We start from the raw sequence: 21,033 nt of genomic DNA, 5'->3' as shown, positions 1-21,033 counted from the left end.
GGCGCAGCCACGATTTCCCTGGTGTTGGCGCAGTATTCGCGCACCCCGGTTAATCCGGGGTCATTTTTTTCCAGCGTTTGCCACCCACGCTTTCAAGACGTCAACATCGTGCTGCCATTCCTGCTTCATCTCTTCAACCCATTCACCGACGTTATCCCACCAGGCAGGCAGGTCGGGTGACTGAATTTGTTGACCCAGTTGTTGCAGGTGGCGAAGACCGACCGATCCCGCGGCACCTTTGATCTTATGCCCCTCTTCGACGATCCCTTTTTGATCCCGCGCGGTAAGGTTAGACTCCAGTACACTCAGATAGCCCGGCATCATTTTCTCGAATACCGCCAGCCCATCGGTGATCAGCTTCGGCCCGACCAGCTCGATATACTGTTCAAGCATCGGGATATCCAGCAGGTTTTGTGATTTTTGACCCTCGGTAACAGACATTGCGTCTTTCTCCTCTTCTTCGCCCGCATCCCAGAATTTCTTAATCATGGCAGTTAATGCCGGGACCGCCAGCGGCTTGCTTAAGACGTCGTCCATCCCTGCATCCAGATACTCTTTTTTATCTTTCAGTACGTTGGCGGTAAGCGCCACCAGCGGCGGTAAATCGTCGCGGGCAAACTGGCTGGTGAGGATGCGCGAAATGTCCAGCCCGGTCATATCCGGCAACTGAATATCCAGCAGTACCAGGTCATATTCTCCAGGTTTGAACATCTCCAGTGCGGCTTTACCGGTCATCGCCACATCCACACTGTTGCCCAGCTTTTCCAGTACGGAACGGGCAACGATCACGTTAAGCTCAATGTCTTCCACCAACAGCACATGCAGCGCTGGCAGCGGCATATCATCGTCTTCAAACGCATCTTCCACTTCCTCTGCCACCGCAGGCGCGTGAACGGTCAGGGTGAAGATCGAACCTTTGCCCGGCTGGCTGGTAACAACAATGTCACCGCCCATGTTTTTCGCCAGGCGACGCGATACCGCAAGACCAATCCCGGTACCGGTAGCAGGCTTGCCGCCATGGCTATCTTTCACCTGATAATACATGGCGAAAATTTTATCCAACTCTTCGCGAGGAATACCAATCCCGGAATCTTCGACCTCGAAGTGCAGCATATCGCCTTCGTCATAGCGCACACGGACGGTGACTTGCCCCTCACGGGTAAATTTGACGGCGTTGCTGATAAGGTTCCACAGGATCTGCCGCAACCGCGTGCCGTCAGTGACCACCTTATGCGGTAACGGCAGGGCAGGCTCCATGACAAAGCGCAGACCTTTCTGGTGCGCCTGCAGGCCGGAAAGGTTTTCCAGGTCGGCGAGGAAGCTGGTGAAATCCACCGGCTGGTTATCGAGCTGGACTTTACGACGCTCCATTTTATCCATATCAATAATATCGTTGAAGATATTGCCCAGAGTGACGGCAGAGACATGGATGGTTTTCAGGTATTTTTCCTGCTCGGCCGTTAAATCGGTATCCAGCAGAATACGGCTCAGCCCGACGATGCCATTAAGCGGCGTGCGCAGTTCGTGGCTGATAGTAGAGATAAAGGTGGTTTTATCGCGGCTGGCACGCTCCAGGGCGTCCTGATAGCGCTTACGCTCGGTGATATCACGCCCGAAGCCCATCAAGCCGTGGCGCTTACCTACGCGGTCATAATAGGGCACCTTGCGAATTTCAAAACAGGCTTTGCGTCCATCCGGATAATCCAGCCACTGCTCATAGGTCAGCGAAACATTGTGGCGAAACACCTTCTCATCGGTCTCAATGACCTTCTCCGCCGCTTCCGGCGCGTAGACATCCTGTGGTTTAAGGTTAATCAGTTGCTTCTCGCTTTTGCCCGTCAGCAGTTCCATTGCCCGGTTACAGCCGGAAAACTCTTTGTCTTCGTTGCGATAGAAAACCAGGTCCGGGGAGGCATCAAGGAAAGAGCGTAAAAAGGTGGATTGCTGTTCAAGCTGAATCTGCGTCTGCTCGCGCTCCTGCATCTCCACTTTAAGCTGCTCAAATGTCGCCTGACGTTCAGCTTCGGCTTTCTCGCGATCCGCCATCTCCTGGTTGAGCCGGGTGATGTTGTCTTTAAGCTGGATATTCAGTTTGAGGTCGCGGTCGCGCATCTCTTCCAACTTGTCCACCAGCCGCGACAGGCGCTGACGTGACTCTTCAAGCTGCTCAACGACAACCGATAAGAAATAGACCGCCCAGGGGGTAATTAACAAGCCAAAAAAGATAGAGCGAATGACGTCGATGCTCGCCACCTGCCCCTGTAAGACCATCGTCACCGCCATTTGTACGACGATAGCCAGTACCACCAGCGCCAGGGCAAGTAACAGGGAGAAACGAACCAACCCGAGCTTCATCATCAGGTCGACGTAATATTGCGCCAGTAAACGGATTTGCTTCATAGCGATTTCCTTAAACAATTCCGTTCAATAATACCCAATTCTGAGCAACACGTTGAAGGTTGTGCGAAAAATGCGGAGCCAGGCAACCGTCACGGTTGGATCCAGGGGCGACCCACTGCGGAACCTTGCACACCATGTTCAGTAAGATAGCGATCCAGCTCAACCATTCCCGTCCAGCGATTTTCGCACCACAACGGCGCCAGAAGCGTCGGGCGACGGGCGCTGGCAGAGACGCGATGGTAAATCACCTCCGCTGGCGTGGCGCGAATCATCTCCCCGGCGGTGACAGTGTAGTCTTCCAGTTCAATACCCTGCAGACGGCCCGCCTCCCAGGCTTTGGCCATAATGCTGCCCTTCACAATATGCAGGGGATGCAGCTTGATACCGTCTACGCCAGTCTCTACCACGCGATGGAGCGTTTGCAGGCATTCCGACTGCCCTTCCCCCGGCAAACCGACAATAAGGTGGCTACAGACTTTCAGCCCGCGCTCGCGGGCCAGACGGGTGGTTCGCTGGTAACAGGCGAAATCATGCCCACGGTTAATACGGTGCAGCGTTTTATCGTGCGCGGTTTGCAGACCCAGCTCCAGCCAGACTTCATACCCCTGATCTTTGTATTCGCTTAGCAAATCCAGCACCGCCTCGGGTACGCAGTCCGGGCGTGTACCGACACACAGGCCAACAATGCTGGCCTGGCTTATTGCCTGTTGATACATGGAACGCAGCACCTGTACTTCGGCCCAGGTGCTGGTGTAAGCCTGGAAATAGGCGAGGTAGCGTTTAGCGCGATTCACCAGGTTCGCCTGATGTGCCAGTTGTTCGGCAATCGAACGATGCTGCTGCTCTTCATCGGCAAAAGAAGCGACATTGCAGAACGTACAGCCGCCCCGGCCGATGGTGCCATCCCGATTCGGACAGCTAAAACCGCCGTGAAGCGTCAATTTATGAACCTTTTGTCCATGACGACGGGCAAGATCCCCACCAAACATATTGACTAATTTTTGTAACTGCATAATCTGACAGGCCGTGCCTTTGAAAAGAGGCCAAGCCTGCCATTTTTAGCTTTCGACGGCGATGATGTGGATCAATCGCCCGGCAAGGCTTTTATTCATTGCATAACCAGTCAAGATTACCGCAATTTCATGCACTCCTCGGGCAATTACTTTTCCTTATGTTCAGACGATATTTTGCAGAAATAGTGTCACAAGTGAAAAACAGTGCGTTCATGTGCTCATAAGAACATTCTCAGAATAATATTCTGAAATCCACATTTCCCTTAGTAGGGTAACGCATTAACAACGCTTCCCGATAGTGAGTCAGATCACATTACTCTGCCGCTCCGCGCTGGGCTTATTGATTGTAAATAAGGTTAAATTCATTTACATATCAATTAATTAAACATCCTTTGGCACATTATTAGATAAATAAGCCTGGCATTTGACCTGTGTACGGATTCCCGATAAGTTGGGAATCCGCTGGAAGCTTTCTGGATGAGTGGTCTGCTCATCATATTTATGCAGTTATTGAGATTCCCTCTTAAGCAAGTCCTCAACACTTGTGTACCGATGCGAAAAGGAAATTAAAGAGGGCGACATGCGAGGCTTTATTTAGCCCCGTCGCCATGCTCTTGCTGTGCCCGCGCGCAATCGGTATCGGATGGGAGTCCCGCAGAGCCTGGGGAGGTTCACTGATATGTTGTACGATAAATCCCTTGAGAGGGATAACTGTGGTTTCGGCCTGATCGCCCACATAGAAGGCGAACCTAGCCACAAGGTAGTGCGTACCGCTATTCACGCACTGGCCCGCATGCAGCACCGTGGCGCAATCCTCGCTGATGGTAAAACCGGCGACGGTTGCGGTCTGCTGCTGCAAAAACCCGATCGTTTCTTCCGTATCGTTGCGGAAGAGCGCGGCTGGCGTTTAGCCAAAAACTATGCTGTTGGTATGCTATTCCTGAATAAGGATCCAGAAAAAGCCAGCACATCTCGCCGTATTGTAGAAGAAGAACTTCAACGTGAGACCCTGTCTATTGTCGGCTGGCGCGATGTGCCAACCAACGAAGGGGTACTCGGTGAAATCGCCCTCTCCTCGCTGCCTCGTATTGAGCAAATTTTTGTTAACGCCCCTGCTGGCTGGCGCCCGCGTGATATGGAGCGCCGTCTGTTTATTGCCCGCCGTCGCATTGAAAAGCGTCTGCAGGAAGATAAAGAGTTCTACGTTTGTAGCCTCTCTAACCTGGTGAACATCTATAAAGGTCTGTGTATGCCGGCTGACCTGCCGCGCTTCTACCTGGACCTGGCGGATCTGCGTCTGGAATCGGCCATTTGCCTGTTCCACCAGCGCTTCTCCACCAACACCGTACCGCGCTGGCCGCTGGCACAGCCGTTCCGCTATCTGGCGCATAACGGTGAAATCAACACCATCACCGGTAACCGTCAGTGGGCACGCGCGCGTACCTACAAATTCCAGACCCCGCTAATCCCGGATCTGCATGATGCCGCGCCGTTCGTCAACGAAACCGGCTCTGACTCCAGCTCCATGGATAACATGCTCGAACTGCTGCTGGCCGGCGGGATGGATATCGTGCGCGCCATGCGCCTGCTGGTACCACCAGCCTGGCAGAACAACCCGGATATGGACCCGGACCTGCGCGCCTTCTTCGATTTTAACTCCATGCATATGGAACCCTGGGATGGCCCGGCGGGCATCGTCATGTCCGATGGCCGTTTCGCGGCCTGTAACCTGGACCGTAACGGCCTGCGTCCGGCACGCTATGTCATCACCAAAGATAAGCTGATCACCTGTGCCTCCGAAGTGGGCATCTGGGATTATCAGCCTGACGAAGTGGTCGAAAAAGGCCGCGTCGGTCCGGGCGAGCTGATGGTTATCGATACCCGTGGCGGTCGCATTCTGCACTCCGCAGAGACCGATGACGATCTGAAAAGCCGCCATCCTTATAAAGAATGGATGGAGAAAAACGTTCGCCGTCTGGTGCCGTTTGAAGATCTGGCCGATGACCAGGTTGGCATCCGCGAAATGGATGACGACCTGCTGACAAGCTATCAGAAGCAGTTTAACTACAGCTTCGAAGAGCTGGATTCTGTTATCCGCGTACTCGGTGAAAACGGCCAGGAAGCGGTCGGCTCAATGGGTGACGATACCCCGTTTGCTGTGCTCTCCAGCCAGCCGCGTATCATTTACGACTACTTCCGCCAGCAGTTCGCACAGGTGACGAACCCACCGATTGACCCGCTGCGTGAAGCCCATGTGATGTCGCTGGCCACCAGTATCGGTCGTGAGATGAATGTCTTCTGTGAAGCAGAAGGCCAGGCACACCGTCTGAGCTTCAAATCGCCGATCCTGCTGTACTCCGATTTCACGCAGCTCACCACCATGAAAGAGGAGCACTACCGCGCAGATGTGCTGGACATCACTTTCGATGTGACCGAAACCTCGCTGGAAGAGACAGTGAGAGCGCTGTGCGATAAAGCAGAACAGATGGTGCGTAACGGCACCGTGCTGCTGGTGCTGTCTGACCGTAACATCGCTAAAAACCGTCTGCCGGTACCGGCCCCGATGGCGGTTGGCGCGGTGCAGACCCGTCTGGTTGAGAAAAGCCTGCGCTGCGATGCCAACATCATCGTAGAAACCGCCAGTGCCCGTGACCCGCACCATTTTGCAGTGCTGCTGGGCTTCGGCGCCACCGCGATTTATCCGTACCTGGCGTACGAAACGCTGGCAAAACTGGTCGATACCAAAGCCATTGAGAAGAATTACCGCACGGTGATGCTGAACTACCGCAACGGCATCAACAAAGGGCTGTACAAGATCATGTCCAAAATGGGCATCTCGACGATTGCCTCTTACCGTTGCTCAAAACTGTTCGAAGCCGTTGGTCTGCACGAAGAGGTTTCCGAACTCTGCTTCCAGGGCGTGGTCAGCCGTATCAGCGGCGCAGGTTTTGCTGACTTCCAGCAGGATCTGCTGAACCTCTCCAAACGCGCCTGGCTGGCACGTAAACCGCTCGAAGCGGGCGGTCTGCTGAAATACGTTCACGGCGGTGAATACCACGCCTATAACCCGGATGTGGTGCGCACCCTGCAGCAAGCCGTCCAGAGTGGCGAGTACAGCGACTATCAGCAGTACGCCAAACTGGTGAATGAGCGTCCGGCAGCGACCCTTCGCGACCTGCTGGCTATCACGCCGAACGGCGAAACCGTCAGCATCAACGACGTTGAACCGGCAAGCGAACTGTTCAAACGCTTTGATACCGCTGCAATGTCCATCGGCGCATTGAGCCCGGAAGCGCATGAAGCGCTGGCAGAAGCCATGAACAGCCTCGGCGGCTTCTCCAACTCCGGTGAAGGCGGCGAAGACCCGGCGCGCTATGGCACCAACAAAGTTTCACGCATTAAACAGGTCGCTTCCGGTCGCTTCGGCGTCACCCCGGCGTATCTGGTCAATGCTGACGTGATTCAGATTAAAGTCGCTCAGGGTGCGAAACCGGGTGAAGGCGGTCAGTTACCGGGCGATAAAGTGACCCCGTACATCGCTAAACTGCGCTATTCCGTACCGGGCGTGACGCTGATTTCTCCGCCGCCGCACCACGATATCTACTCTATCGAGGATCTGGCGCAACTGATTTTCGACCTGAAACAGGTCAACCCGAAAGCGATGATCTCCGTGAAGCTGGTTTCCGAACCGGGCGTCGGCACCATCGCGACCGGCGTGGCGAAAGCCTATGCGGATCTCATCACCATCGCCGGTTACGATGGCGGTACCGGTGCGAGCCCGCTGTCATCGGTGAAATATGCGGGCTGTCCGTGGGAACTGGGCCTGGTGGAAACCCAACAGGCACTGGTGGCCAACGGTCTGCGCCACAAAATTCGTTTACAGACAGATGGCGGTCTGAAAACCGGCCAGGACATCATCAAAGCGGCAATCCTTGGTGCGGAAAGCTTCGGCTTTGGTACCGGCCCGATGGTGGCGCTGGGCTGTAAATACCTGCGTATTTGCCACCTGAACAACTGCGCAACCGGCGTAGCAACTCAGGATGAAAAACTGCGTAAAAACCACTACCACGGTCTGCCGTTCAAAGTGACCAATTACTTTGAATTTATCGCCCGCGAAGTGCGTGAGTTAATGGCGCAGCTCGGCGTGAAACGCCTGGTGGATTTGATTGGCCGCACCGATCTGCTCAAAGAGCTGGACGGTTTCACCGCCAAACAACAGAAGCTGGATTTGTCGAAACTGCTGGAAACCGCCGAGCCGCATCCTGGCAAAGCGCTCTACTGCACCGAAAACAACCCGCCGTTCGACAACGGCGTGTTGAACGCGCAGTTGCTGCAGCAGGCCAAACCGTTTGTCGACGAACGTCAGAGCAAAACGTTCTGGTTTGATATCCGCAACACGGACCGTTCTGTCGGTGCGTCTTTGTCTGGCTACATCGCGCAAACGCATGGCGATCAGGGGCTGGCGGCGGATCCGATTACCGTGCACTTTAGCGGTACCGCAGGCCAGAGCTTTGGCGTCTGGAACGCCGGTGGCGTTGAGCTGTATCTGACTGGCGATGCCAACGACTACGTAGGCAAGGGCATGGCAGGCGGTTTAGTCGCGGTACGTCCGCCGGTAGGTTCTGCTTATCGTAGCCACGAGGCCAGCATTATCGGTAACACCTGCCTGTATGGCGCAACCGGTGGTCGTCTGTATGCCGCAGGCCGCGCGGGTGAACGTTTCGGCGTGCGTAACTCCGGCGCGATTACTGTCGTGGAAGGCATCGGCGATAACGGTTGTGAATACATGACCGGCGGTATCGTCTGTATCCTCGGTAAAACAGGCGTGAACTTTGGCGCAGGGATGACCGGCGGCTTCGCCTATGTCCTGGATGAAGACGGCGAGTTCCGCAAACGTGTGAACCCGGAACTGGTGGAAGTGTTGAGCGTCGATGACCTCGCCATCCACGAAGAGCATCTGCGCGGTCTGATTACCGAGCATGTGCACCATACCGGTTCATCTCGCGGCGAAGAGATTCTGGCTAACTGGCCAGCCTTCGCGGAGAAATTCGCACTGGTTAAACCGAAGTCCAGTGATGTGAAAGCACTGTTGGGTCATCGTAGTCGTAGCGCAGCAGAGCTGCGTGTGCAGGCGCAGTAAGGGGCAGCAATGAGTCAGAACGTATACCAGTTTATCGACTTACAGCGCGTGGATCCGCCAAAGAAACCGCTGAAGATCCGTAAGATTGAATTTATTGAAATCTACGAGCCATTTTCGGAAGGCCAGGCCAAGGCGCAGGCAGATCGCTGCCTCTCCTGTGGTAACCCGTACTGCGAATGGAAATGTCCGGTCCATAACTACATCCCGAACTGGCTGAAACTGGCCAACGAAGGGCGTATTTTTGAGGCCGCTGAACTGTCTCACCAGACTAACACCTTGCCGGAAGTCTGCGGGCGCGTTTGCCCGCAGGACCGCCTGTGTGAAGGTTCCTGTACGCTGAATGATGAGTTCGGCGCGGTCACCATCGGTAACATCGAGCGCTACATCAATGATAAAGCGTTCGAGATGGGCTGGCGCCCGGATATGACCGGCGTGAAGCAGACGGACAAACGCGTGGCGATTATCGGTGCAGGTCCGGCAGGTCTGGCATGCGCCGATGTGCTGACCCGTAATGGCGTCAAAGCAGTGGTGTTTGACCGCCATCCGGAAATCGGTGGTCTGCTCACCTTCGGCATCCCGGCATTCAAGTTGGAAAAAGAGGTGATGACCCGCCGTCGCGAAATCTTCACTGGCATGGGGATTGAATTCAAGCTGAATACCGAAGTCGGTCGTGACGTACAGCTTGATGACTTGCTGAAAGATTATGACGCGGTATTCCTTGGCGTCGGCACCTATCAGTCGATGCGTGGCGGTCTGGAAAACGAAGATGCCGATGGCGTATTCGACGCGCTGCCATTCCTCATCGCGAATACCAAACAACTGATGGGCTTTGGTGAATCGACTGACGAACCCTTCATCAGCATGGAAGGCAAACGCGTTGTTGTTCTGGGTGGTGGCGACACCGCAATGGACTGCGTGCGTACTTCTGTTCGTCAGGGTGCCACCAATGTGATTTGTGCTTACCGCCGTGATGAAGAAAATATGCCGGGTTCAAAACGCGAAGTGAAAAACGCGCGCGAAGAGGGTGTGGAATTCCAGTTCAACGTGCAGCCGCTGGGTGTCGAAGTGAATGCCAACGGAAAAGTCTGCGGCGTGAAAATGGCGCGTACCGAAATGGGTGCGCCAGATGCCAAAGGCCGTCGTCGTGCGGAGATCGTTGCGGGTTCCGAACATGTGGTACCGGCTGATGCGGTCGTGATGGCGTTTGGTTTCCGCCCACACAGCATGGAATGGCTGGCGAAACACAGCGTCGAGCTGGACTCTCAGGGCCGCATCATCGCCCCGGAAGGCAGCGAGAACGCGTTCCAGACCAGCAACCCGAAAATCTTTGCCGGTGGTGATATCGTTCGCGGCTCCGATCTGGTGGTCACCGCCATCGCCGAAGGCCGTAAAGCGGCAGACGGCATCCTCAACTGGCTTGAAGTATAAGGGTTTTCCCGGAAATCCAGGGCAGGCAAGAAAAAGCCGGATGGTACACCATCCGGCTTTTTTTATGCCGTAAGCAGGCTGGCACAGACCTTAATTACCACCTTTTTAATCTCTTGCGCAGTACCCACCATACACCCCGACTTATGTGGCTCACCCGGCATAAAAATCGCGAACATGCCAGGCGTTAGCGTGACAACCTGCCCGGCACAAATCGCGGCGCAAAGCTGATAATCGTCCTCAACATGCCAGTCATCGCACTGTCGTGCAGACCCTGGAATGCCATACAAAATGCGCTCTTCACCCGCCAGCAATAGCTGGATATCAATGTAATGCGCATGCAGCTCGGCCTTCTTCTGTTCCGCGGGTTGTGTGGAAAATTGCATGATGTTCATAAAGATAGCGTCACCCTGTAGCGGGTAACTGCCCGGCGGCTTTTCCTGCACGCGCGCATCCAGTGCCAGCGTCAAGGCATTCAGCAGCACCGGATGCAACCCCGAGTGGGCGAGCGACGCCACTTCACCTGTCATCATTTTTTCACTCCTTGCGCCAGCAGCGCGGCACCCAGTAATCCTGCGTCATGGCGATAGTGCGCCTCACTTAACACCACCCGATAGACTGATGGCTCCAGGGCCAGACACGCACGCACTAGCGTCAGATACCCCGGTGCAAGGCCAATACTGCCGCCCACCACCACACGTTGGCAGTCCGTGGTCGCCTTCACATCGGCAACGAGGCGCGCCAGCGTCTGCGCCGAGCGCTGAACCAGTTCGCGCGCCTGCGCATGCCCATTCGCCGCATGGGCAAAAATGGCTTTCGCATCGCAGCCTGCCAGATCACCCTGCGCCGCTGCCGCGATACCGCGTCCGGAGGCGATCGCTTCAACGCATCCCACTCGCCCACAGCCGCAGCGCGGACCGCCAGGATCGGCAAGCGTATGGCCCAAATGGCCTGCCAGCCCCTCATGGCCCATACGCAGCACACCATCGCTCACTACACCGCCGCCTACGCCAGTGGAAACCGTGATAAACACCATATCGTCGATGCTCTCGCCCAATGCGTGGTACTCCGCCCAGGCAGCGGCCTGCGCATCATTCACCGCCAGCGCAGGCAAGCCCGTTATCTCCGTCAGGGTCGAAACCAACGGGAAATGCAGCAGACCACCCAGATTTTGTGGATTGATCGCCTGCAAGGTACCTTCACGAATAATTCCGGTTGAGGCAACCGCCACCTGCCGGGCCTGAGAGGCAAGTGGGGCGACCAACGCCAGGAGTGCCGCCCGCAGGGCATCCGGGGTTTTACTGGCGGGCGTGGGCAACTCACGGCGTTGGTGAATCTGCAGGTCACCGTCCACCAGCGCGGCAGCAAGCTTGGTGCCACCGATATCAATCGCCAGCGTGGTCATGTCGCTGCCTCCTGGAGTGCATCGCAATACCACTGGCAAATGTACTCCAGCCGCGTAATGGCTGAGCCGACGGTCACCGCCCATGCTCCATGGCGCTTCGCCTGCGCCGCCAGTTCGGGCGAGTTATAGCGCCCTTCCGCCATCACCCGGCATCCGGCCTGACTGAGCGTGGTGACCAGCGCCAGGTCCGGTTCTGCGGGGGTGTGTTCGCTGGTGTAGCCAGACAGCGTGGTGCCAATCAACTCCGCTCCTGTTTGCTGGCAATACAAACCATCCTGCTCGCAGGAACAATCGGCCATCGCGATAAGCCCGTGGTGATGAATACGCGCCAGCAGGTCACGCACCGCAACCGGGCGAATACGATCGGTACCATCAATGGCGATAATATCTGCCCCCGCCTGTGCCAGCGCATCGATATCCTCAGCGTAAGGGGTAATGCGCACCGGGGAGTCCGTTAAGTCGCGTTTAATGATGCCGATGATGGGTAGTGATACAGCCTGACGGACGGCACGCAGGTTGTTAATGCCTTCAATACGTACCGCCACCGCCCCGGCCTGCTGGGCGGCCAGTGCCATCGCCGCCACGATGTCCGGCTTATCCAGCGGGCTATCCGGAACAGGCTGGCAGGAGACCACCAGCCCACCCTGGCGGCCAATTTGTGCATCCATTTTCGCTATCAGAGACATGTCTGGTTATCCTTTCGTTTTTAATAACCCGTTCTTACCATCGCTGTGGCTGACCGCGCCGCTGAATGGCTTACCATCGATCGCATCATGGGTACGCAGCGCTTCGGGGCGTAGCCAACGCTGTACGCGCGACGGCATATCCAGCCCAATCAACAGGATCACCACAAATGTCAGGCTAAAGGAGAGCGATCCCAGTGCGGTACCCAGATCCAGACGCTGAGCGATCAGCGCCCCCAGGATTGGTGCCAGTGCGCCGCCCAGGGCCCCAACGTTGTAGGTAAATCCCAAACCTGCCGCACGCTGGTCGGTATCGAAGTAGCCGCCGATCAGTTTAGGCAGAATGCCTGAGATCCCCTGCCCCAGCATTTGCTGGAAGAAGAGCAGAAAACCGAGAACCCATACGTTGGTGCCACCAATGGCAAACACCGGGATGATCAGAATTTGGGAGGCGAGAAGACTGTAGACGTAGGCTTTGCGCGTCCCCAACCAGTCGCCCAGAAAACCGCCAACACAACAGCCCACCGCAGCGCCAAAGCCGCTAAAGAACAGCACCTTAGCTACCGTCGCAGGCGAATAGGCCAGTTCGGTTTTGAGGTAAGTCGGCAGCAGCGACTGGATGGGCCACGAGTAGAGAAACGCAAAGAGCACTACCACCATCAGCATTACGCCGGTTGGCCAGCGTTTTCCGCTGCTTTGCACCATAAAGCTGATAAAGATAAACGCGCACACCAGGCCAAGAATCGCCACCAGCGCGGCATTCTTCATTTCACCGGCAAAGCAGTACCACAATGAGGTCGCGGCAATGAGTGTCATCGCCACGTTAATCACGCGATGTTTGCCGCGATACAGAATATCCACCATCGTGCGTACCGGCGCTTTACCCGCATGTCTCTCTTTCCAGTCTTCCGCTTCCGGAATGTTTTTCCTCAGCCACAGGGCAAAGACGATGGGCAAAATGCCGATGAAAAACAGCGCGCGCCAACCCCAGACGGGTACCACCAGGCTGTAGACCTGCGCCGCGATAACGGCCCCGACGGAGAAGCCGGAAATCAAAAAGCCGCTGGCTTTGTTTCGCAACTGTCGGGGCCAGCTTTCAATCACATACGTCGCGCTGGAGCCATACTCTCCGGCCATCCCCATACCGATCACCAGCCGGGCGATAAACATGGTGGTGAAGCCGGGGGCCAACCCGCAGGCCAGCGTACCGCATGAGAACAGAAGGATACTGGTGACCATCGCCAACCGTCGGCCGTAGCGGTCACCCATTGCGCCCAACATCAGCCCTCCAAACCAACGGGAGATAAAGGCTGCGGAGATGAGGCTTGCCGCCTGTACCGTCGTCAGACCAAATTCGCTCTGAATTTCGGTTAACACCAACGCGATAAGGACAAAATCAAAACCGTCGAGCAGATAGCCCAGCCAGGCGGCGCAGAAAGCCCGCCATTGCGCCCGATCAAGATGGCGATACCACGGGATATTTTGCATAGCAGTACTCATGTGATACTCCCGCGATGGGCGTTGCCCATCGCTTATGTAGACCGACAGAGTTAAGAGCGGCTCCGTCTGTCCGGCCAGCGCAGCGCCTCCGGACAGACAGATCCGGATCACTGTTGTTGTTCTTTCTCTTGTTGCAGTGCTGCCGCCAGCGCTTTAAGTTCTGGCAAATATTTTTCCGCCACCGGCGCGAACGGCTTACGACACAGCGGTACCGCCAGGACATCCATGTAGTGCAGCACCGTTTTCAGGCCGCGGAAAACACCGACTTTGATCAGTAGCTCGATAACCTCATTGCATTGCGCCTGCAGGCGCTGCGCGGTGGCAATGTCGCCCGTTTGCAGCGCGCGAACGATACCCAGATAGCGCCAACCCATGATGTTGTAAGTACTGCCGATACCACCATCCGCGCCCGCCATCAGCCCGGATGCAAAGATCTCGTCATAACCGTTATAGAGCACCAGATCCGGATTCGCCCGGCGGATCTGCTCCATCTGGAAGAGATCGCCCGATGTTTGTTTCAGCGCGCCCACGCCCGGCAGGGTAACCAGCGTGTCGATTTGATCCAGCGTGAGTTTCACCCCACTCAGCGCCGGAATGTTGTAAACCACCATCGGCAGACCATTAGCGGCGTCGATCACTGCACGATAGTGGTCGCAGTGCTCTTCAAAGCTGAACGGATAGTAGAACGGAGTAACGGCAGAGACGGCGTCAAAACCATAGCGGCTGGCCGCCTGCGCAAGCTGCCGGGTTTCGTGGGTGCTGACGGTGCCGACATGGGCAATCAGCGTCAGTTTGCCTTTCGCCTCTTCGGCGACGATCTCCAGCACCTGTTCACGCTCAGCAATGCTTTGTACGAACGCTTCCCCGGTGGATCCCCCCACGTACAGCCCATCGATCCCCTGATTGATATTAAAACGCACCAGACGGCGCAGGCTCTCGGTATCCAGCTTTTCGCTGGCATCAAACGGGGTCAACAGCGCGGCCATCACCCCTCTTAACTGAGCAGTCATCATCTTCTCCTGTTGCATGAGTGCGTTTTGACTATATACCTTTATACCTATTATACCAGTTCAAATGATCGCCATCGGGGAGAGAAAACGCTAAATGGGATCTAACGCACTAAACGATCGCTAGCGCGCAAAAGGGATCGGTCAATCAGTTGCTGGATTTTTGCTGTTTATCGAACGCGTGCCAGGTGGCGAAAACGCTGTTGAGGTGAACATGCAATGCGCGATCGGCGGCATCGGGATCGTGCTGGCGAATGGCATTGACGATCTCAATATGCTGCTGATAACTGAGGTTATTGTGCTGATGCAGCTCTTTTTCAGGCACCGTGGGGCGAGCGGCAATCAGCCAGTCCAGCAGGGCAACATGGATCGTCAGAAAGATAGGATTACCGGGGATTTCAGCCAGTACGCGATGGAATTCAACATCGGAGCGAATAAATAGCGCGTTGTCGTCCAGCGACTGACTGTTCAGCTCCAGCGCCTTACCGAGACGTTCAATTTGCTCATCCGTGGCATGTTCCGCCGCATGGCGCACCAGGCTGGATTCGAAAAACAGGCGTAGCTGCTCAAAATGGGCAATACCACCGGGACGGGAGAGAAAATCTTTCGCCATGCCGGAAAGCTCGCCAATGATGGTATCGGCAGATGGGCGGGAAACGCGGGCGCGTTCACCGTTGCTGATTTGCACTAATCCTTTACGCTTGAGCGCCGCCAGCGCTTCGCGTACCGAGGGGCGGCCCACATTGAAAAACGCCATCAGCTCACGCTCGGAGGGCAGCACATCGCCTTCGGCAAACTCCCGGCGGCGGATCATCTGCTCGAGCTCTTCTTCCACCATCTCGGATAATTTTTTGCGCGCCAACGGACGGCGACGCAGCGTGCGCCCGATATTTTCAGCAGTGTTTTCAGCGTGCGAATCTGATGATTTCATAGCGCTCATGACAGTGGAGTGTGACAAATGTGATAGCAACTTCATCATATCACAGGAATATCTGGCTGGCGAAGTTAGCACCAGAGGGGGAAGTTGGCGAGTGATGAGTGGGAATATTCCCGGGTGGCGCTTCGCTTACCCAGGCTACTCGCACTAGCGTAGCCTGAGTAAAGTACTAACGTCGGTAGATCTCCTCCGTCAGATAATCCGGCCAGTTCTTTTCAAAGAAGATCGTCGAGAGGTCATCAAGCGTACGTAATGGCCGCTGCTCGACAACAAACTCGCCGTTGCGCCATGTCACCTGTATTTGCTCCTGTCGGTGCTCCGCCTTTTCAGAGATGAAACGAAACTCAGACAATACCCCTTCACGTGTTTGCGGTGCGACGTCTCCCTGTGCAGAGCACAACATCCGTGCGCCACGGCTACCGCCGCCACGGGCAATATAGCTTTCCAGCGCCACCAGTAACGCTTCCGATGCCAGCGCCATCTGACGCCACTGGAGGCTAAACGCCGTCTGGTTTGGATGGGTTATTGCCACCCCATTTTGCGCAATACGTTGATTGAGTCGACGGGCCGCCTGAACAGCGCCAGGTACCTGCCCGGCATCACAGACAAACCCGGCACGCTCACTCATGCGCTGCTGGATTTCGTCACGAATATCGTCAATCCGCAACGCCTGAGGATGGCTGCTGTCACGCTGGATCTGCTGCAAAAGCTCAGCCGTTTCACGGGCAAAAAGAGACTCTGATGCGGACCGTGGCGTCGCCGCGATATGCTTCGCGCAGCGTAGCCCAAAGACCTGTCCGGCATTGAGCGCCGCACCGCCGGGGCGCGTTACTCCGTGCGTGCCCGCCGCTTCGCCAATCGCATAGCAGCCACTTAACGTCGAATGGCCCCATGTATCTACCGCAATCCCGCCATTCATATGCTGGTGATTGACGTTAAACGGCAGCGGCTGTGTTGTCAGGTCATGACCATGATGTTTATAAAGCTCAATGGCCAGCGGGTTCATCCGCTGCAGGCGCGCAATCGGTAGCTCCAGACAGGCATCGTTATTGCGCAGATAGTGGTAAACATCCTCGTCCAGATTGCCAAGGGCAAAGGGTTCATCACCCGGTACCGGCAGCGGATTGCGGTTAAAATCCATATAGATCGTGCGCCCGGCCTGCGACTCATTATAGATAGCCAAATCCACCAGGCTGGAGCCAAAATCCAGCATTCGCGTGGCGTGAATCGGCCACTGATATCCCTTACGGAAGATATTCGAGGCCAGCTCCCGCGTGGTGCGATAGTAGCGGGCAAGAAAGTTATGCTCCTGGCCCTGCGCATCTATCGAGTAGATATAAGGCATGCTCTGCACGTAGGTGCCGGAGAGGTTCCAGGGGAACTCATCGCGCCGCGTACCGATACCAAACTGATGTTCCGTCAGGTTGACCGTCGCAATCCCCGCCTCCAGTGCCAGCCCCAGCGAACCAAAACAGCGCTTCGGGTAGACGCTGTCGCGGAACAGTTCACCCGGTCCACCGGCCGCCAGGACTACAGTCGCGCTACGCATCAGACATAGCCCCCACGGGTTATCCTCTTGCCGTGCGCCTTTCACAATGGCCAGCACTCCGGCGACCCGGCGCTGCTCTCCTTCCCCTTCGGTGAGCAGACGTACGGCTGTCGCGTGATCGACAAACGGCACACCCAGCAGTACCGCCTCTTCCGCCAGCACTTTGACCATCAGGCGGGAAGTACGTGGCCCACAACTGGTTGCGCGGCCCACTTCATCGTGATCGGTCTGGTAGCGCAATACGGCGCCGTAGCGGTCCTCCGGCAAGGGAAGCCCCATGCTTTTCAGGCCGATAAAAGCCTCTACCGAGCCGACCGCTTCAACATACGCCGTGTCGGCATCCATCGCTCCACCCGCGCCAATTGCACTGGCGAGGGCTGTAAAATTATCGCCACGAAAACTGGTCGAGGCGGTATGCAGGGTCTGTTTATCCGATCCGGAGCAGGCCGATGTTCCCCAAAACAAGGTTTGGGTCGCCACCAGTACATCCACTTTGCGGCGACGCAACTCCACCGCCGCGCGCAGCCCGGCGGCGCCGCTGCCAATCACTAACGCCTCGCTGTGGTAGAGCGGAATACGGTATCCCGCCACGTCCAGCGTCTGTTGCGGCTGCGCCATCGTGACATGGCGCGGCATGGAGACATTCGTAAGCGCTTCCAGGATCGATTGCGGGATCGCTGTGGTCATGTTTTACCTCGTTAAACGCGTGATGACAGCCCGGATATTTCCATCTCTTTCACTGGCCTGGGTGCTTTACGCACCCCCAGCAGCAGTACCGAACTGACGACCATCACGCAGGCTGCGACAAACCAGACGGCAGACATGGAATATTTATCCGCGAAATAGCCCGCCAGGACGGGTGAAATCCCACCGGCCGTCATGCCGACATTCATCACAAAGCCAATGGCGGAGCCGCGAAGCTGTGGCGGTACCAGTTCGGCGGTAAATGAGAGGACCAGCGGTGTGATGGGATAACCAAGCAGCCCGAGGAACAACACCAGAATCACCACGGCGAAGACCGGCAGTTGCAGCACCATCGCGGCCATCAGCAGACTGCTGGCGAGCGTGATGCCTATCAACACCGCACGCTTACGCGAGAAGTCGCCACGGTCACATAAACGCCCAAGCAGGAAGCCCCCCAGCGCGCCGGTCAGCCCCAGCAGGCTGGCAATGGTTCCTGCGGTACTGATTGGCAGTTGTTTTACATTCATCAGAAAGGTCGGCGCCCACAGCAACACAATCCACCAGCCGCTCAGCAGCAGGAAGTAATAGAACGCCATCAGCATGACGGACTGGTTACGAAACAGTTGTTTTAACGGCACTTTTTCTTTTGTCGTGGCGACAACCACTTTTTTCGGCTCGTTTTTCACCATGAAGGCGTACGCCAGCGCTACCAGCAGACCCAGCGCCCCGGCGACATAGAACACGACGCGCCAGCCGTACACCGGGCCGAGCATTGCGCCGAGCCAGGTACCGAAGAAGCCGCCAATCGGATAACCCATCCAGTAAAGGGACATCACTGTGGTGCGCTGTTTCTCGGTGGTAACGTTGGCCACTTCCAGCGATGCGGCGGGCCAGAAGACCCCCTCGCCGATACCGGTCATCACGCGGTAAAAGATAAGCGATGTCAGACTACCGGCCACCCCCGTCAGGATAGTCGCGAGCGAGAACATCACTAAACCAAGAATAAGCACCGGTTTGCCGCTGAGTTTGTCGGCGATAATCCCGGAGATAAATAAGAAACCAATAAAGCCATAGAAGAATGAACTCATCAGGATCCCGGACTGGGCTCTACCGAGCCCAAAATCCGTCGCGATAAGTCCAATGGCGGAGGAGACAGTCATACGGTCGACGGAGTACATCATGTAGCCAAGGCCACACAGCACCGACACCAGTATCATCTTTTTTGTATCTGTATTCATAATTCCCTCGACTAACCTGGTAAGACTGACGAGACATCAGATACAGCCAAAATCTGATTAACAATGCGTTAAATGACGCGCTTTGCAGGTAGCGAGCACCGTATCCGGGTCACGTTGCCACCAGTCGTGTTCGGAGAAAATCTCCACTTCATGCGCCCCCTGATACCCCAGCGCCTCCACCGCCTGACGGGCCGCGCGAATGTCGATCACCCCATCGCCCATCATGCCGCGATCGAGCAGCAGATGCTGTGTCGGCACCAGCCAGTCGCAGATGTGAAAACCCAGGATACGTTTCCGTCCGGCGCGTTCGATCTGCTGGAAAAACTTTGGATCCCACCAGGTGTGATAGAGATCGACGGCCATTCCTAACCCATCATCACCGAGCTCATCACACAGATCGTTGGCCTGCTCAAGGGTGTTTATGCAGGCGCGGTCCGCGGCATACATCGGGTGTAGCGGCTCAATCGCCAGCGGCATTCCCACCTTGCGCGAATACTCCAGCAGGCGGCCCAGACCATCCCGTACCTGGCTACGTGCGCCGGCAATATCTTTCGAATCACCCGGCAGGCCGCCCACCACCAGCACCAGACAGGCGGCATTCACTGCCAGTGCTTCATCTACCGCCCGGCGGTTATCGTCATCCGCCGCACGGCGTGCCGCCTCATCGATGCCGGGAAACATCCCGCCGCGGCAATAGCCGCTGACGGTCAGTTCGTTACTGCGGATCATCTGCGCGGTACGTTCTAACCCCAGCGCCTGAACCTGATCGCGCCACGGCGAGATGCCGCGAATTTCATGACGGGCGCAGCCGTCGATGATCTTATCCAGCGTCCACTGCTTACGGACGGTGGCGGTATTCATCGATAAACGACGTGGATCGGGCTGTTGCATACGGCCTCCTTAGCGCACCAGTGACGGAACATCGACCCAGCGGCGTTCTTTCCAGCTTTGCAGCGCCAGTTCAACCAATTGCACCCCTTTTGCCCCTTCCAGCAGGTTCCAGCGGAAGTCGATTTCACCATGAACATGGCGCAGAAAGAGTTCCCATTGCACTTTGAAGGCGTTGTCATAGGTGGTGGTATCAGGTACTGGCGCCCAGTCTTCGAAGAAGTCATGTGTCTGGCGAACATCCGGGTTCCAGACAGGTTTCGGGGTGTTCACACGTGATTGCGTCAGACAATCAGTCAGCCCCGCGACCGCAGAACCGTTCACGCCATCCACCTGGAAAGTCACCAGGTCATCGCGGCGCACCCGGACACACCAGGAGCTGTTGATCTGCACGATAGTGCCATTGTGCAGTTCAAATGTGGCGTAGGCGGCGTCATCAGCGGTGGCTTTGTAGGCGTTCCCCTGCTCATCAAAACGTTCCGGAATATGGGTCGCGCCCAGGCAACTGATGCTTTTGATTTCGCCAAACAGGTTGTCGACGACATAACGCCAGTGGCAGATCATATCGAGGATGATGCCGCCGCCATCTTCCTGACGGTAGTTCCATGACGGGCGCTGGGTCGGCTGCAAATCACCTTCAAACACCCAGTAACCAAACTCGCCGCGAACCGACAGCACTTTACCGAAGAAGCCCGCCTGATTGAGCATTTGCAGTTTACGCAGCCCCGGCAGCCACAGTTTGTCCTGTACCACGCCGTGGCAAACGCCCTGCTGCTCTGCATAGTGATATAACTCGACGGCTTCTGACAGGCTGACCGCTACCGGTTTTTCGCAGTAAATATGTTTACCGGCGGCAATGGCTTTTTTCAGTAAACCGGGGCGCGCCTGCGTCGTGGCGGCATCAAAGAAGATCGTATCGTTTGGGTTGGCCAGCGCCGCATCCAAATCCGTGCCCCAACGACTGATACCGGTTTGTTTCGCCAGTGCGGCAATTTTTTCTTCATTACGACCAATCAGGATCGGGTCCGGCATGAGCCTGTCGCCGTTTGCCAGCTCAACGCCGCCCTGTTCACGAATTGCCACGATGGAGCGGATCAGATGCTGATTTTTGCCCATCCGCCCGGTTACGCCATGCATGATGATGCCAACGGAAATTGTCGCCAT

At 56.3% G+C, this 21,033-nt stretch carries 14 protein-coding genes; 2 read left to right on the top strand and 12 right to left on the bottom strand.

From position 1 onward, the window contains the following. Positions 1-60 precede the first annotated feature (60 nt). Together arcB and C5523_RS02940 are read right to left on the bottom strand one after the other, a co-directional pair. Positions 61-2,400 (bottom strand): aerobic respiration two-component sensor histidine kinase ArcB, encoded by a 2,340-nt coding sequence (gene arcB, locus C5523_RS02945; protein ID WP_039077443.1) that lies wholly within the window; start codon positions 2,398-2,400, stop codon positions 61-63. Positions 2,401-2,489: 89 nt separating this feature from the next. After that, positions 2,490-3,413: a TIGR01212 family radical SAM protein gene (locus C5523_RS02940; RefSeq protein WP_039077442.1), complete on the bottom strand. Its 924-nt coding sequence runs from the start codon at positions 3,411-3,413 to the stop codon at positions 2,490-2,492. A 679-nt stretch (positions 3,414-4,092) separates the two neighbouring features. On the opposite strand from C5523_RS02940, the gene gltB reads away from it, so the two are divergent. Further along, entirely contained in the window at positions 4,093-8,553 is a 4,461-nt protein-coding gene (gene gltB / locus C5523_RS02930) for a glutamate synthase large subunit (protein WP_125123811.1), read from the top strand. A 9-nt stretch (positions 8,554-8,562) separates the two neighbouring features. Continuing rightward, the gene (gene gltD / locus C5523_RS02925) at positions 8,563-9,981 is read left to right on the top strand and encodes a glutamate synthase subunit GltD (protein WP_079497052.1); all 1,419 of its coding nucleotides are present in this window, start codon (positions 8,563-8,565) and stop codon (positions 9,979-9,981) included. A 62-nt stretch (positions 9,982-10,043) separates the two neighbouring features. Here the strand turns inward: gltD and nanQ are convergent, their stop codons facing one another. The 10 genes from nanQ to C5523_RS02875 form a co-directional block, all read right to left on the bottom strand. Beyond that, positions 10,044-10,511, bottom strand: a complete 468-nt coding sequence (gene nanQ / locus C5523_RS02920) for an N-acetylneuraminate anomerase (protein ID WP_108700567.1) — start codon at positions 10,509-10,511, stop codon at positions 10,044-10,046. Next, entirely contained in the window at positions 10,508-11,383 is an 876-nt protein-coding gene (locus C5523_RS02915; RefSeq protein ID WP_071194433.1) for an N-acetylmannosamine kinase, read from the bottom strand. The genes nanQ and C5523_RS02915 overlap by 4 nt, the downstream gene beginning before the upstream one ends. Further along, positions 11,380-12,069 (bottom strand): N-acetylmannosamine-6-phosphate 2-epimerase, encoded by a 690-nt coding sequence (locus C5523_RS02910; protein WP_071194432.1) that lies wholly within the window; start codon positions 12,067-12,069, stop codon positions 11,380-11,382. The genes C5523_RS02915 and C5523_RS02910 overlap by 4 nt, the downstream gene beginning before the upstream one ends. A 6-nt stretch (positions 12,070-12,075) precedes the next feature. Continuing rightward, positions 12,076-13,566 (bottom strand): MFS transporter, encoded by a 1,491-nt coding sequence (locus C5523_RS02905; RefSeq protein WP_071194431.1) that lies wholly within the window; start codon positions 13,564-13,566, stop codon positions 12,076-12,078. A gap of 107 nt (positions 13,567-13,673) precedes the next feature. Next, a complete protein-coding gene (gene nanA, locus C5523_RS02900; RefSeq protein ID WP_071194430.1) occupies positions 13,674-14,576 on the bottom strand; it encodes an N-acetylneuraminate lyase in 903 nt (300 codons plus the stop codon). Between the two features lie 145 nt (positions 14,577-14,721). Beyond that, positions 14,722-15,504 (bottom strand): transcriptional regulator NanR, encoded by a 783-nt coding sequence (nanR, locus tag C5523_RS02895; protein ID WP_369944395.1) that lies wholly within the window; start codon positions 15,502-15,504, stop codon positions 14,722-14,724. Positions 15,505-15,679: 175 nt separating this feature from the next. After that, positions 15,680-17,746: an FAD-binding protein gene (locus C5523_RS02890; protein WP_108700566.1), complete on the bottom strand. Its 2,067-nt coding sequence runs from the start codon at positions 17,744-17,746 to the stop codon at positions 15,680-15,682. 11 nt (positions 17,747-17,757) lie between these two features. After that, positions 17,758-18,981, bottom strand: a complete 1,224-nt coding sequence (locus C5523_RS02885; RefSeq protein WP_071194427.1) for an MFS transporter — start codon at positions 18,979-18,981, stop codon at positions 17,758-17,760. Positions 18,982-19,038: 57 nt separating this feature from the next. Continuing rightward, positions 19,039-19,872, bottom strand: coding sequence for a sugar phosphate isomerase/epimerase (locus C5523_RS02880; protein WP_039077431.1), 834 nt, complete (start codon positions 19,870-19,872; stop codon positions 19,039-19,041). Between the two features lie 9 nt (positions 19,873-19,881). Continuing rightward, a complete protein-coding gene (locus C5523_RS02875) occupies positions 19,882-21,033 on the bottom strand; it encodes a Gfo/Idh/MocA family protein (RefSeq protein WP_039077430.1) in 1,152 nt (383 codons plus the stop codon).

The organism is Phytobacter sp. SCO41, from assembly GCF_003073275.1.
In the GTDB taxonomy this organism is placed as follows: Bacteria; Pseudomonadota; Gammaproteobacteria; order Enterobacterales; family Enterobacteriaceae; genus Phytobacter; species Phytobacter diazotrophicus.
The sequence above is the reverse complement of the archived record's forward strand: the minus strand, read 5'-3'. Positions and strand labels throughout refer to the sequence as shown.

Bases quoted from the DNA above. Each gene is read 5' to 3' on its own strand.
- C5523_RS02940 (WP_039077442.1), bottom strand. From the start codon at position 3,413: ATGCAGTTACAAAAATTAGTCAATATGTTTGGTGGGGATCTTGCCCGT.
- C5523_RS02915 (WP_071194433.1), bottom strand. From the start codon at position 11,383: ATGACCACGCTGGCGATTGATATCGGTGGCACCAAGCTTGCTGCCGCG.
- C5523_RS02905 (WP_071194431.1), bottom strand. From the start codon at position 13,566: ATGAGTACTGCTATGCAAAATATCCCGTGGTATCGCCATCTTGATCGG.
- nanR (WP_369944395.1), bottom strand. From the start codon at position 15,504: ATGAAATCATCAGATTCGCACGCTGAAAACACTGCTGAAAATATCGGG.
- C5523_RS02875 (WP_039077430.1), bottom strand. From the start codon at position 21,033: ATGGCGACAATTTCCGTTGGCATCATCATGCATGGCGTAACCGGGCGG.
- C5523_RS02885 (WP_071194427.1), bottom strand. From the start codon at position 18,981: ATGAATACAGATACAAAAAAGATGATACTGGTGTCGGTGCTGTGTGGC.
- nanA (WP_071194430.1), bottom strand. From the start codon at position 14,576: ATGACTGCTCAGTTAAGAGGGGTGATGGCCGCGCTGTTGACCCCGTTT.
- nanQ (WP_108700567.1), bottom strand. From the start codon at position 10,511: ATGATGACAGGTGAAGTGGCGTCGCTCGCCCACTCGGGGTTGCATCCG.
- C5523_RS02880 (WP_039077431.1), bottom strand. From the start codon at position 19,872: ATGCAACAGCCCGATCCACGTCGTTTATCGATGAATACCGCCACCGTC.
- C5523_RS02890 (WP_108700566.1), bottom strand. From the start codon at position 17,746: ATGACCACAGCGATCCCGCAATCGATCCTGGAAGCGCTTACGAATGTC.
- gltB (WP_125123811.1), top strand. From the start codon at position 4,093: ATGTTGTACGATAAATCCCTTGAGAGGGATAACTGTGGTTTCGGCCTG.
- arcB (WP_039077443.1), bottom strand. From the start codon at position 2,400: ATGAAGCAAATCCGTTTACTGGCGCAATATTACGTCGACCTGATGATG.
- gltD (WP_079497052.1), top strand. From the start codon at position 8,563: ATGAGTCAGAACGTATACCAGTTTATCGACTTACAGCGCGTGGATCCG.
- C5523_RS02910 (WP_071194432.1), bottom strand. From the start codon at position 12,069: ATGTCTCTGATAGCGAAAATGGATGCACAAATTGGCCGCCAGGGTGGG.